The sequence below is a fragment of the Streptococcus sp. SS-4456 genome (assembly GCF_036680365.1).
Lineage (GTDB): Bacteria > Bacillota > Bacilli > Lactobacillales > Streptococcaceae > Streptococcus.
On the sequence record NZ_JAVIHI010000026.1, the window covers coordinates 1 to 12,806 of the forward strand.

The following is a 12,806-nucleotide window of genomic DNA, read 5'->3' on the forward strand; positions in this document are numbered from 1 at the left end:
CTGTGAGCTGTGAGCTGTGAGCTGTGAGCTGTGAGCTGTGAGCTGTGAGCTGTGAGCTGTGAGCTGTGAGCTGTGAGCTGTGAGCTGTGAGTGCATTCATACCAATCATTTCCTTTACTTTTTGATAGCTCTATTATATCAAATTTTTTGTATTTTGCATAGTAGAAGTTTACATTTTTGTTGACACTCACTCCTTGTTTCGGTATAATATAATCAAGAAGTGAGGAGTACCAGTTATGAAGTTTGAATTTAAGTCATTATTCGATTTACAATCTGCTTTTCCTGACGAACAGTCATGTATAGACCATTTAGAAAATATGATTTGGGGCGATGTGATTGTCAGCCCTTTTGATGCTACTTCAAAAGTCTACACATGCAAGGGAAATAAATACCGTTGCAAGAATACAGGAAAATACTTCAATGTCAAAACTGGCACTCTTTTTGATAATACTAAGATTGAACTGCGTAAATGGTTCATGGCAATTTGGCTTGTAACTTCCCATAAAAAAGGCATTTCGTCTGTGCAACTATCAAAAGACATAGGTGTTACGCAAAAGACAGCTTGGTTTATGCTGGAACGTATTCGCAAATGCTTTGGTACTGAAAACGGCAATAGTCTTGATGATGTTGTAGAAGTTGATGAAACCTATATTGGCGGTAGAAACAAGAACCGCCATAATTCTAAGAAAGTCAAAAACGCACAAGGGCGTTCTTTGAAGGATAAATCTGCTGTAGTAGGCATGGTACAACGCAAAGGAAAAGTCAATGCTCATCATGTGCCAGATACAAAGACAAAAACATTGACCGAGCAAATCGTCAAATATGTCAAAGAGACTGCTCAACTTTACACAGACGAATGGCTGGGTTATAATAAAGTGGCTAAGATGTATCAACATAACTTTGTAAATCACGGTGCTCGTGAATATGTACAAGGTGATGTTTATACTAACACGATTGAAGGCTTTTGGGCTGGATTGAAACGTGGCGTTTTAGGAATTTATCATTCATGGTCTAAGAAATATCTTCAAGACTATGTAGATGAATTTGTTTTCCGTTATAATACTCGTGATTATTCGGATAGTCAGCGTTTTAATCTCTTACTTTCAAATGCCTGTGTCCGTACTAAATATAGGGAGCTGATTTATGGCTACTAATACACTAAATGATTTACATTTTGAATTGGAAAGGTCTATTTCTCGAAAAGTTGATAGTAAACTAATTGGGTATCAGGTTAGTCTTTCTGATAAATTTTATGACAAGTATACGAAATTCTGGAACAAGAAGTACAGTTTTGATTTTGTTACTAACCATCGTTCTTTTTACGCTCAACTAACAAAGACTTGTGTTTACGATGCGTTGAAAGAAAGCCTCAAAAAAGTAGATAGAAAAGCAATCGCTAAACACATGGCAGAGCTGGAAGCCTTGATTGATGTCGCAGAGAATAAAGAGGAGTTTCAAAACTTTTTTGAGAAAAAGTATCGTCTCAAATTCCCTGATTTGAATGACTGCGTTTATCCAAAGAAAAAAGAACTATCTGATTTTGATAAGAAACTTTGGATAGCCATGCACTATAACCCTAGAGAAAATAAGGGGGAACAGTAATGACAACTTGGTATGATTACATGGTAAGAGCCAGCGAACACGCTGGAAGTGATGGTGATTTATGGTTTCGCTATCTCTATAAGGTTATTCAAGATGATGGTACAAAGTTAACCACCGATGATGTTAAACAGTTGTTAAAAAATCCTACCCTGACACCTTTTCAAAAGACAACCCTTCAAGATGCCTTAACAGACGGTACACATACAAGGGAACACGTCTTACAAGCCAATCGTAAGAGCCAACCAAAAGATATTCTGAAGCTGTTTAGAGAGGGGAATTATGGATAAGAAAGTTTTATTTGAAGCTCTCAACACAGAATTATCCAAGGAAAATATAGATCTTGAAATCATTTGTGTTGGTGGTTTTGTCCTAGAGTATTATAATCTCCGAGGAACACAGGATGTCGATGCCTTTTATCAAGAAGATGCTAAAATCAGAAGCATTATTGAGAAAGTTGGTAATGATTTCGGAGTGAACGAGCCTGAAGAACTGTGGTTAAACAATAACGTTGCCAATATGAATAGAATACCGCCACGCTCTATCTGTGAGAAGGCATATAGCTATTCAAACCTGACTGTCCTTGTTCCTCCACTTTCTTACATTCTCGGAATGAAACTAGAAAGCGGACGAGATAGAGACAGGCAGGATGCTGGGGACATTATTAAGCTGGTTAAAATCCGTTCCATAAAAGATGTTATTCACAAGCTCAAAGAATACGGTTTTCAACCAGACATTTCACTGATATTGGAAGTCTTTGAAAGTGCCTATGGTATGGAGTGGTTGGCAGAATATATGAGCGAACATTCTGAAGAATTTAGACATTATTAAAAGACGATTTCCGTTTGGAAGTCGTCTTTTTTTGATATTCACGCAAATACTATATCTTGTGGTTGGTGTAAACTGGTATATAGTTCCCAAAAATTTTTTCTTTCTTTAAAAGAATATTCCTTTAGTTTGTCATTTACTTATTTCGAAGATGAGTTGCCATACTTTGATGGTTATTTAGAAGCTGCTATCGAAACGAGCTACAGTATTCAGTCAGGTGAGGTAACACATAGTTCCATGAAATAAATATATCACGAAGAAGATGGTGAATGGTTTCTTGACTTTTATGGCCCAATAAAAGATTATGCCAATGACGAAGATTTTCCAGAGGAATATACTTTATTGAAAGTTAGTGTTGTGAGTATATATTTATCAAAAAAGGAAAAAAGTATGATTTATGATACAGTAGATAAAATTTATAGTAAGATTGCAGAATACGCACGCAGGCCAGAGGGAGGAGTGCATCGATTATTGTTGATACATGCCCCGAAGGAACGTTTTCAAAAGATTGCCGACCTAGCTCCGGAAGGTGATGAGGAACTAAAAAGAATATTGGCGGAAAATGGGATACATTTACGAGATTGATAGTGAGTGGGTTGTAAGGCTAGTTTTTGATTACATATATCAATCTATTTTAATTTGACTTTGTAAGCACTTTCTTGTATAATAAAAGAAAAACTGGTTATAACCAGAAAAACAAGGAGGAGCTATGTTCCGTTTAGCAAAAGAAGAATTAGAAAAATTGGGGGCCCATATCACAGCGACTGAGATTTACCAACAGCCAGGCTTGTGGAAAGAGGCTCATCAACTCTATCTTGACCAGCTTGAGAAGATTGAGGGTTTCTTGAAGGCTATCAAGGATAAGCATGATTTTGTTCATGTTATTTTTACGGGTGCTGGGACTTCGGACTTTGTTGGTCAAAGCATTGCCAACTATCTCAATCAAGTCAATGATTTGAAGCACATCCGTTTTTCTGCTATTGGTACAGTAGAATTGGTTGGTCGTCCACATGACTATTTACAGGCAGATGTGCCAACTATTTTGGTATCCTTTGCCCGTTCAGGGAATTCACCAGAAAGTGTGGCAGCAGTAGAAGTTGCCAAGCAATTGGTAGACCAGCTTTACCAAGTGACCATTACCTGTGCGCCAGAAGGCAAGCTGGCTCTGGCAGCCGAAGGGGATGCGGACAATCTCTTGCTCTTGCAACCTGCTGGCTCAAACGATAAGGGATTTGCCATGACAGGCTCATACAGCTGTATGTCCCTGACTGCTCTGCTTGTCTTCTCACCAGCTAGCCAAGAAGAAAAAGCCGCTTGGGTCGATACCATTGCTCGTCTGGGTCAAGATGTCTTGGACCGTGAGGATTATGTACAAGAGCTTGTTGATTTAGACTTTGAACGAGTGATTTACCTTGGTTCGGGTGGCTTCTATGGGGTAGCCCACGAAGCGCAGCTCAAGATTTTGGAGCTGACAGCAGGTAAGATTGCGACCATGTATGAGTCACCACTCGGTTTCCGTCATGGACCAAAATCCTTCATTAACGACAAGACTTTGATTTTCCTTCTTGCCTCAAACGATGCTTACACACGCCAGTACGATGTGGACTTGCTCAATGAGGTCCATGGTGATGGCATAGCAGAGCGGATTGTAGCCTTGTCAGCTGACAAGCTAGCAGGTACAGAGGCAGCTAACTTTGTCTTGGCAGAAGGCGGAGCAGACCTACCAGATGTCTTCTTGACCTTCCCTTACATCATCTTTGCACAGACAGTATCTATCATGGCAGCCATCAAGTGTAAGAACTTACCAGATACACCATCGCCAACAGGTACCGTTAACCGTGTGGTGCAGGGTGTGATTATTCATCCATTGGAAAAATAGGCAGTTAAAAACGAGTTGCGAGAGCAGCTCGTTTTCTTGTCTTATGGTCTTGGGAGATGGATGGTTGAATGGTCCAAATCAATCGAAATAGTCCAGTCACTATTATCCCGAACAGTGCATTCAAAGTCAGTAGTGTAGAGAATGAGTTCTAGCACATCGCCTTTTTTCAACTGATAAATGGTTGGTTGCAGCTTCCAGCTCAGGTCCATCCACTGGTCTGGCACCACTTCCTCAATTTTCATCAAGTCAGTACGATTTTGCAGGTTCATAAAGCCCTTGGTCACCAAGCGTTGCGGCATCTCCACATAAGGCAACTCCACCAGATTTTCTTGGGCATGGTAGCGACCGTTGTCTAGACTCAATCTTGCTTTAGGCGCAGGGATTGGGGCTAGGCGTTTTTTGCTTCCCTTGTCCAATAGCTGAGCAGATAAGAGGCCTTTTGCCACGCTAGAAGCTACACGAAGTTTCAGAGTGACCTGTCCATTGATCAGGAGATCCTCCGTCATAGGTAGTTCGATGCTGATTTGATTGGCCTTGCCTGTATAGAGGTCTTGGTGAAAGGCAGGATAGGATTTGCCGTAGCGGTCAAAATCTTCTTGGGGATACTGATTGGAAATGGTCTGGTTTCCAGTTCCCAGTGGTAAGACAGCCTCTTGTCCACCGCCAAAGGTGTCCAAGGTCGTCCAGGTTTGCTCACCGCTGTTGTCCTGCCAGATGACAGTCGGTAGCTGGTAGTTGTTCTCGTAGCCCAGTAATTTCTGGCTGAGCAGGGCATTCATGGACTCACGGAAGTCGATGGATTGCCAGTTGTTCATATAAACGTGGGCACCGTTGTGGAAGAAGAGGTGCTTTTTGATGTGACTTGGCAGGGTGTGGAACATATTCCAGACATGGATTGGCTTGACATTCCAGTCCTGTGAGCCGTGGGTAAAGACGACTTCACACTTGACCTTGTCAGCCTGGAGCAGATAGTTGCGGTCATGCCAGTATTGGTTGTAGTCGCCGCTGGTACGGTCCAGCGCAGTACGCTCGGCAGCCAGTCCTTTTTCGTAAGTTTCTTTACTGCGGAGGAAGTCCCCCGCTTGCAGGCTTTTCGAGTAGGTCAGGGCTGTCAAGCTGTCCAAATCTTCGCCTGGATAGCCACCAGGGCTGGTCACCAGACCGTTTTCACGGTAGTAGTCATACCAAGAGGAAATTCCCGCTTCTGCGATGATGACTTCCAATCCGTCCACGCCAGTTGTTGCCAAGGCATTGGACATGGTACCGAGGTAAGACAGTCCCGTCGTCGCTACCTTACCATTGACCCAATCAGCCTTGACCTCAATCGAGCGAGTGTGGTCTGTGTAGGCCTTGGTGCGACCGTTCAGCCAGTCAATCACCGCTTTATAGCCCTCCACCTGTTGGTAGTCGCCAGATGTCATATAGCCCGTCGAGCCTAACGTACCGACACCAGACACATGGAGGCTGGCAAAGCCACGAGCGAGGAAGTAGTCATTGAGGGAGTAAGAAGTGATGTGGCCCAGTTTTTCAGTGGCAGGGCTGACAGGCAGGTCCCGCTGGTCCAAGTCTAGCTTGGTGATGCTGGTCTGCTTGACTTGAATGGTGCCAGCTGGTTTTTCCGCCAACTCCCCTTCCATCTTGTGCAGGGCCTTGTCGCTGGCTACATCGTTAACTCCTTGATGATAAGGACTGTTGGTAATCACCGCAGGGATTTTCCCGTCAAAGTGAGGACGGAGAATGGACACTTTGACAATATCAGTCTGGCCAGTCCCAGCCGTATCGACAGGCGTTTCGACATAGACCACCTCACGAATGAGGTTTTTGGTTGAAAAGGTCGCTAGCGATTTGCCGTTGAAGAAGTGGTAATGATTGTCCTCTGGGATTAGGTCGTCACTAACTAGCTGGTCAATCAAGGTGTTTCCAGACTTGGTACGAGTATTGAGCAGTTGGTAGAGGTTGTCAATCATATCTCCATAGATGACAGGGAAGTTGCTTTTCTCCACGAAGTCCACGACATCTGTATAATCCACACCAGGCACAAAGCCCAGCAACTGAAAGGCCACTTGATAAAAAATCTGGTCAGTCAGCTCACGGTCAGACTGGAAGAAGGTCAGAAGATCTGTCTCCCAATCTGCAATCATGTTTGACAGGGCAAAGTCAGTGTTGGCTGATAAAAAATGACACTTTCTGACAAAGATTTCCAGATTTTTTGTCTGACTGTGGTCGTTGAGTAATGCAAAACCAAGTTTGTTTAGCTCTTCTAGAGAGCCTGTCACGTCATTTTTTATAAAAGAAAACTGATTAAAACGCATAGCTTTTCCTCTTTTTCTGCTAGTAGTCTATATCCATTATTATAGCTGATAAGAGGGGCTTTGTCTAAGATTTGTTAGAACATCAGTATATCTATGTAGAAAATGACAGTATAATTAGTTGTAAAATAGTGATTTTTTTTATACAATATTCTAGTATTTATTGAGGAGAGAATAGCTATCGTGTTGAGAAAAAATGATGTGATTGTGCCTGTATTGCGTGTCAACAATCGTGGTATCAATCAAGCCTTCCTAGAAGATCAACTAGGAATGAAAGTACAATTAGAAGACGGTCCTTTTGCTGATTTTGGCGATAGAACCAGTTCTGCAACAAAATTAGTTTTGATGGAGTCGCCGGGCAATCGCACTCGGGCTGTCAAGGGACTAAAAAAATTAAATAAAATCGTGGTTAAGGTAGAGCAGGCTAGTGACATTGAAGCCTTGTTAGCTCGAGGCACAGTATTTACCAAGCTCTATAAAGGGAAATCTGGTTTTGGTTTTGAGGCCATCTCTCCAGAGGGAGATACTTTCTTGCTCCATGCAGAACAGTCTATCGAGGATTTGACGGCTATTCTTCCCCCAGTTCACTTTACTGGTCAAGCTGATTTTTCAGGTTTGACTGCTTTTGCAGTGGAATCTGTCTGGATTAATAGTCCACAAGCCAGCGTCAGTCAAGATTTCTATGAGGCAATCCTACCTGAACAAGACTTTTTGCATTTTGTTGGGGCGGAAGGTGAAGATTTAGTAACCCCTGCGGATCAGGTTTGGGACTTGGACAGTTTGCGTTTTCCAGTCGAGCAGGATTTTGACTGGGCAAACTTGGAAAGCCAGTTGGAAGGTCCTTTCTTTAAAGACAAAAAAGAAACCTTTATCCAAACGGTTGATCCGAGTGGTATTGAATTGTGGTTTGAAAAATGAGACAAGCGATTTTAGACAAGATTTCAGAGCAGATTGGGCAAGGAGTCTATCCTGGTGCCAGTCTGGCTCTTTTTTCTAAGGGTCAGTGGCAGGAGTATTATCTGGGTACCCAGGATGGTCAGACGCCAGTTGAGGCGGGTTTGACCTATGACTTGGCTTCTGTTTCCAAGGTGGTTGGTGTAGGCACTCTTGCGACTTTTTTGGTCAATAGCGGAGCTTTGGAGCTAGATAGGACCTTGCAGTCTTACTATCCTGCTTTTGAGAATAGTCAAGTGACCATCCGGCAATTATTGACCCACACTAGCGGCATTGATCCCTTTATTCCCAATCGGGATAGTCTGGATGCGGCCCAATTAAAAGAAGCTATTTTGAAGATTAAGGTGACGGATAAAAAAGATTTTCTCTATACAGATATCAATTTTCTCCTGCTGGGCTTTTTGTTGGAAGAACTGAGTGGAGCTAGTCTGGACCAGCTGATTAGTCGAGGTGTTCTAGAGCCCTTTGGCATGTCCCAAACTTCTTTTGGACCAGTTAGTCAGGCGGTGCCGACGGTGCGTGGTGTCGAGGCAGGTGTAGTGCATGATCCTAAGGCGCGTGTCTTGGGGATCCATGCTGGTAGTGCTGGGCTTTTTTCGACGGTTATGGATTTGGAAATCTTTTTGGAGCACTATCTGACCGAGGACTTTGCGGCGAATTTGACCCAGGACTACGGCTTTGATGACAAGCGCAAGCGGTCGCTGGCCTGGGATAAAAAAGGAGATTGGTTGTCTCATACGGGCTATACGGGGACCTTTATCATGTACAATCGTCCCTTGCAAAAGGCAGCTATTTTCCTCTCCAACCGAACCTTTGATAAGGATGTTCGTGCCCAGTGGAAGCTGGATCGAAACCAGCTTATGGCTCTGATTCGTCAGGTCTTGGAGGGAGAGGGACAATGAGATATGTGCTATTGCTGAGAGGGATCAATGTTGGCGGTCGTAATAAGGTTGTGATGGCTGAATTGCGTCAAGCCGTGGCAGATTTGGGCTATGACAATGTTGAAACCTACATCAACAGCGGCAATCTCTTCTTTGATACGGAAAAGGAGCAAAGGGAGATTGTGGCAGACTTTTTTGATTTCTTTGCCAGTCACTATCCCTTTGTTGAAGCCTTCTCTCTTTTGAGTGCTGAGGATTATGCGACAGAAGTCGGACAGCTCCCTACTTGGTGGGAGGATGATATGGCTCGGAAGGATATCTTGTTCTATACAGAAGGAATGGATAAAGTGGGGTTAATGAGCTATGTTGATTCATTGAAGTTGGGTGACGAAGTTTTACATATCTCTGATCGAGCTATTTATTGGGGTAAATACTCTGAAAGTAGTTATCTGCAAACAGCCTATCACAAGCAGTTGGCAAAGTCCCCTTTTTACAAGCAGGTCACTATTCGAAATGGCAATACATTTTCTGCTCTCTCAAATTATTTGAAACCTTGAATAAGAAATGAGATAGTCTCAGATTTGTAATAGTTTTGACATAGTCATTTTAAGAAAATCCTGATAAAATAAAAGTATATTTAGGAGGTGTAAAATGAAAAAGTATATTTGTCAGTCGGCCTTGTTGTTGGCAGGTTTTGTGACTACTGTTATGGGTGTCTATAGTGTTCAAGCAGACAGTCATATTGTGGTAGAAGGTGATTCCGTTTACTCAATCGCAGACCAGTATGGTGTGGATCCTTATCAACTAGCAGAAACCAATGGATTGGACATTCTAGGCCTAATCACACCAGGACAAGTTTTAGAAGTGCCAGGTCAAGCCTATGTCGAAGAAGAAGTTGTAGAAGCTGGTGCAGGTCAGTCTGACTATGTTGTTCAAGAGGGGGATTCTCTTTATGGTATTGCAGATGCTTTTTCATTGGACGTCTACGACTTATTAGCGCAAAATCAATTGACCCTTGAAACGACTTTGCATCCTGGTCAAATTTTGAAGTTGACAGAAACAATATGGGGTCAGGCTGTCGATACAAGTAGCGATAGCTACTATCTACCTGGTTATGAATATGAGCCGGGGATTAACTATCCTGTTGGTCAATGTACATGGGGTGTACAAAAAGTTGCTCCGTGGGCAGGCGACTGGTGGGGCGACGCGGCTACTTGGGGAGCCAATGCGGCGCGTGATGGTTTCCGTACAGGAACAGTGCCAGAAGTCGGTGCTATTATTTCCTGGAATGACGGTGCTCTAGGGCACGTTGCCTATGTGACAGCTGTTAATGAAGAAGGGCAAATCCAAGTTCTTGAAGCCAACTACCGTGGACAACAGTGGGTGGATAATTTCCGTGGCTGGTTCTATCCAACGGATACAGCTGGAGAGATTACTTATATTTACAATAACTAAGAAATGAATTCCCCCTCTCGAATTCGATTTCGGGAGGGGATTTTGGGTAGAGGATAGAGAGGTGGGGAAACCATGTCCGTTGGGGCTATCCTTCCGAAAACCCTCTATACATCCTTCCGTTCTCTCCCCTATCCTACCGCAAAAAGCGGGGAAATAGCAAAAGAAGTTGGGTTTAAGCTTGGGGCTACTTCTTAGAGTTGGTCTTAACATCTCAGCGCAGTGGTTGATTGGCAGATTTGTTCGTGTTTCACACTCCAAATCTGACCTAATCAACTATGCGGGGGTGGGAAGACGAACTCTTTTTGTTTGGTCGAGTTCTTTCCCACTCCCAAAAAGGACCTGCATGTGCAAGTCCTTTTGTCTTTGTTTGATTAAGCTTGACCTGAAACTTCAGCAGCGTGGTCATCCATTGAAAGAACTTCGTGGAAGACACGTTGTGTCAATTCAGTTTTTTGTTCTTTAGTGAGGTATTTAGTGTTTACGCAGTATCCTGAGATACGAACGATAACATCTTCACCCGCCATGATTTTCTCGTAAACGTCGTTCAAGTCCATAACGTTCAAGTTAACGTGTTGACCACCTTGTTCGAAGTAGCCATCAAGGATTGTCACCAAGTTGTTTACTTGCTCATCGAAGGTCTTACCAAGTGCTTTTGGAGAAACTTGAGTTGTCAATGAGATACCGTCGTTGGCATGGTTGAAGTTGAGCTTAGAAAGGGTGTTCAAGTTTTGCAACCAACCACCACGAGATTTAGAAGTTGGGTTAGCACCTGGTGGGAAGAATTCCACTTTAGAAGTGTTAACAGAGCCATCTTCATTGAGGAATACACCACGGTGAACAGGTGAGTTACCAGTTTGTTTAGAGTAGGCAACGTTTGAAGTGATGGTCAAGATAGATACCGCAGCTTCTGCATTCTTGTAAAGTTTCTTGTTAGCAAGACGAGAATAGAATGCTTCCATGAGCCATTTCGCGATATCATCTACACGGTCATCATCTTCACCATAGCGTGGGAAGTCACCAGTTACTTCGTAGTCGTAGATGAAGCCATCTTCGTCACGGATTGGTTTAACCTGTGCGTACTTGATAGCTGACAAGGAGTCAACAGTATTTGCGAAACCACAGATACCGAAGCCCATGTTTGCACGAAGGTGAGTTGGCAAGAAGGCCATTTGAACTGCTTCGTAGTTGTACTTGTCTGTCATGAAGTGGATAATATTCATGGCATCAACATAAGTATCTGTCAACCAGTCAAGGGCTTTCTCAAAGTTTGCGATAACTTGGTCGTAGTCAAAGATTTCAGAAGTGTTTGGTTCAACGCCGTCAAATACTTTGTAGTCTTTGTGGACATCATCATAACCGTTGTTCCAGCTTGAAAGAAGAGCTTTCAAGACGTTTACACGCGCACCGAAGTACTGGATGTTGTGGCGTTTGTCTTCGCTTTCTGGGTCGAGTGGTGACACACAGCAAGAGATACAGCTCATTTCACCATAACCGTCTTTAGCCATTGTTGTTACACCTTCGTATTGGATAGAAGAGTGCTTGTGGCTCATTGCCATACAGTAGCGACGGAAAGCGTATGGAAGCTGGTCAGACCAAAGAACTGTCAAGTTTGGCTCTGGAGAGTTACCGATGTTGTCAAGTGTGTTCAAGAAACGGTAGTCCATCTTGGTTACACGGTGACGACCATCGTTACCCATACCTGCCATAGATGTTGTCAAGAATGTTGGGTCACCAGAGTAGATTTCGTCGAAGGCTTTTGTACGAGCGAATTTCACTGTACGGAGTTTCAATACAAAGTCATCAACAAATTCTTGGATTTCTGATTCAGTAAATGTACCGCGAGCCAAGTCACGTTCAGCGTAGATGTCAAGAACGATTGGCACACGACCAAGAGAAGTTGCCGCACCGTTGATAACACGGCAGACTGCCATAAAGGCGATGTTGGTCCATTGGATAGCTTCCTTGGTGTTCATGGCAGGCTTACGAACATCAACACCATACAAGTCACCCAAGCGTACAACTTGTTGAAGAGCTTGGTACTGCATGTTGATTTCTTCGCGAAGACGGATTGACTCTTCGTCGATTTCAGTGATGGCATTCCAGTCAGCGACTTTTTCTTCCATCAAGTAGTCAGCTCCGTAGAGGGCCAAACGAGCGTACATACCGATGATACGACCACGTGAATAAGCATCTGGAAGACCAGAAACGTGGTGTGAGTGGCGAGCACGGCGGATATCAGCTGTGTAGGCACGGAAGATACCGTCGTTTACAGTTGTAGCGTGTTTTGTATAGATTTCATGAAGAAGTGGGTCTGGAGTATAGCCGTTTTCGATAAGGGTTGTTTCAGCCATACGGATACCACCACGTGGCATGAAGTTGAGTTTGAAGAGCTCATCGTTTTGGATACCGAAAATCAGCTCGTTGTCTTTATCAATGAAACCAGCTGGGATGTCAGCAATGGAAGTAGCACGATCCACGTCCATTGGGAAGCGTGTGTCTTCGTAGCCAGCTTTTGTTTCTTCGATGATTTTCTTGATGTGAAGCGAACGCTCAGTTGGTCCTGCAAGGAAACTTTCATCTCCATCATAAGGAGTGTAGTTAGCTTGTACGAAACGTGTTACACTAGCTTTTTCTTGCCAATCTACACCTTTGAAGCCTTCCCAGGCTTGAGCGAAAATGTCTTCAGCAACATTTTTAGTTTTCACTTTTGTTGACATGAGGATTCTCCTTTGAGATAGTTTTGTTTTTCACATATTTTAGTATATCATATGTAAGCACTTTCTTCAAGACAAAACACTGAAAAATAAATTGGAATTTTTTCCAAGTAGTGGAATATAAATCCAATAATCCAGTCATCGGTCTCTCGAATTATCATTATATTAAAATATATAACAACCGTCA

The 12,806-nt window shown here is 43.2% G+C and carries 12 protein-coding genes; 10 read left to right on the plus strand and 2 right to left on the minus strand.

The features are described 5' to 3' along the window. The first annotated feature begins 236 nt into the window (after positions 1-236). From RFK25_RS07815 to RFK25_RS07840, 6 genes are all read left to right on the plus strand, one after another. Positions 237-1,154 (plus strand): IS1595 family transposase, encoded by a 918-nt coding sequence (locus tag RFK25_RS07815; RefSeq protein ID WP_332412792.1) that lies wholly within the window; start codon positions 237-239, stop codon positions 1,152-1,154. Continuing rightward, positions 1,144-1,602, plus strand: coding sequence for a hypothetical protein (locus RFK25_RS07820; RefSeq protein WP_024385309.1), 459 nt, complete (start codon positions 1,144-1,146; stop codon positions 1,600-1,602). Before RFK25_RS07815 ends, RFK25_RS07820 begins: the two co-directional genes overlap by 11 nt. Further along, a complete protein-coding gene (locus tag RFK25_RS07825; RefSeq protein WP_024385310.1) occupies positions 1,602-1,889 on the plus strand; it encodes a hypothetical protein in 288 nt (95 codons plus the stop codon). The genes RFK25_RS07820 and RFK25_RS07825 overlap by 1 nt, the downstream gene beginning before the upstream one ends. Then, the gene (locus RFK25_RS07830; RefSeq protein WP_332412793.1) at positions 1,882-2,430 is read left to right on the plus strand and encodes a DUF6036 family nucleotidyltransferase; all 549 of its coding nucleotides are present in this window, start codon (positions 1,882-1,884) and stop codon (positions 2,428-2,430) included. The genes RFK25_RS07825 and RFK25_RS07830 overlap by 8 nt, the downstream gene beginning before the upstream one ends. A gap of 387 nt (positions 2,431-2,817) precedes the next feature. Then, the gene (locus RFK25_RS07835) at positions 2,818-3,012 is read left to right on the plus strand and encodes a hypothetical protein (RefSeq protein ID WP_172050506.1); all 195 of its coding nucleotides are present in this window, start codon (positions 2,818-2,820) and stop codon (positions 3,010-3,012) included. Between the two features lie 124 nt (positions 3,013-3,136). Beyond that, positions 3,137-4,306, plus strand: a complete 1,170-nt coding sequence (locus RFK25_RS07840; protein ID WP_332412794.1) for an SIS domain-containing protein — start codon at positions 3,137-3,139, stop codon at positions 4,304-4,306. A 41-nt stretch (positions 4,307-4,347) separates the two neighbouring features. Here the strand turns inward: RFK25_RS07840 and RFK25_RS07845 are convergent, their stop codons facing one another. Further along, a complete protein-coding gene (locus RFK25_RS07845; RefSeq protein WP_332412796.1) occupies positions 4,348-6,618 on the minus strand; it encodes a Xaa-Pro dipeptidyl-peptidase in 2,271 nt (756 codons plus the stop codon). Positions 6,619-6,798: 180 nt separating this feature from the next. On the opposite strand from RFK25_RS07845, the gene RFK25_RS07850 reads away from it, so the two are divergent. The 4 genes from RFK25_RS07850 (at position 6,799) to RFK25_RS07865 (ending at position 9,905) form a co-directional block, all read left to right on the plus strand. After that, positions 6,799-7,533: a CppA N-terminal domain-containing protein gene (locus RFK25_RS07850; protein WP_332412798.1), complete on the plus strand. Its 735-nt coding sequence runs from the start codon at positions 6,799-6,801 to the stop codon at positions 7,531-7,533. Then, on the plus strand, positions 7,530-8,471 hold the full coding sequence (locus RFK25_RS07855) for a serine hydrolase domain-containing protein (protein WP_332412799.1): 942 nt from the start codon (positions 7,530-7,532) through the stop codon (positions 8,469-8,471). Before RFK25_RS07850 ends, RFK25_RS07855 begins: the two co-directional genes overlap by 4 nt. Continuing rightward, a complete protein-coding gene (locus RFK25_RS07860; RefSeq protein ID WP_332412800.1) occupies positions 8,468-9,007 on the plus strand; it encodes a DUF1697 domain-containing protein in 540 nt (179 codons plus the stop codon). Before RFK25_RS07855 ends, RFK25_RS07860 begins: the two co-directional genes overlap by 4 nt. A gap of 94 nt (positions 9,008-9,101) precedes the next feature. After that, positions 9,102-9,905, plus strand: coding sequence for a COG3942 and LysM peptidoglycan-binding domain-containing protein (locus RFK25_RS07865; protein WP_332412801.1), 804 nt, complete (start codon positions 9,102-9,104; stop codon positions 9,903-9,905). A gap of 371 nt (positions 9,906-10,276) precedes the next feature. On the opposite strand, the gene pflB is transcribed toward RFK25_RS07865, so the two are convergent. Next, on the minus strand, positions 10,277-12,622 hold the full coding sequence (pflB, locus tag RFK25_RS07870; protein ID WP_332412802.1) for a formate C-acetyltransferase: 2,346 nt from the start codon (positions 12,620-12,622) through the stop codon (positions 10,277-10,279). Positions 12,623-12,806 lie beyond the last annotated feature (184 nt).

Coding starts and splice junctions, on each gene's coding strand:
- RFK25_RS07860 (WP_332412800.1), top strand. CDS start 8,468: ATGAGATATGTGCTATTGCTGAGAGGGATCAATGTTGGCGGTCGTAAT.
- RFK25_RS07815 (WP_332412792.1), top strand. CDS start 237: ATGAAGTTTGAATTTAAGTCATTATTCGATTTACAATCTGCTTTTCCT.
- RFK25_RS07865 (WP_332412801.1), top strand. CDS start 9,102: ATGAAAAAGTATATTTGTCAGTCGGCCTTGTTGTTGGCAGGTTTTGTG.
- RFK25_RS07830 (WP_332412793.1), top strand. CDS start 1,882: ATGGATAAGAAAGTTTTATTTGAAGCTCTCAACACAGAATTATCCAAG.
- RFK25_RS07840 (WP_332412794.1), top strand. CDS start 3,137: ATGTTCCGTTTAGCAAAAGAAGAATTAGAAAAATTGGGGGCCCATATC.
- RFK25_RS07845 (WP_332412796.1), bottom strand. CDS start 6,618: ATGCGTTTTAATCAGTTTTCTTTTATAAAAAATGACGTGACAGGCTCT.
- RFK25_RS07820 (WP_024385309.1), top strand. CDS start 1,144: ATGGCTACTAATACACTAAATGATTTACATTTTGAATTGGAAAGGTCT.
- RFK25_RS07855 (WP_332412799.1), top strand. CDS start 7,530: ATGAGACAAGCGATTTTAGACAAGATTTCAGAGCAGATTGGGCAAGGA.
- RFK25_RS07825 (WP_024385310.1), top strand. CDS start 1,602: ATGACAACTTGGTATGATTACATGGTAAGAGCCAGCGAACACGCTGGA.
- RFK25_RS07835 (WP_172050506.1), top strand. CDS start 2,818: ATGATTTATGATACAGTAGATAAAATTTATAGTAAGATTGCAGAATAC.
- pflB (WP_332412802.1), bottom strand. CDS start 12,622: ATGTCAACAAAAGTGAAAACTAAAAATGTTGCTGAAGACATTTTCGCT.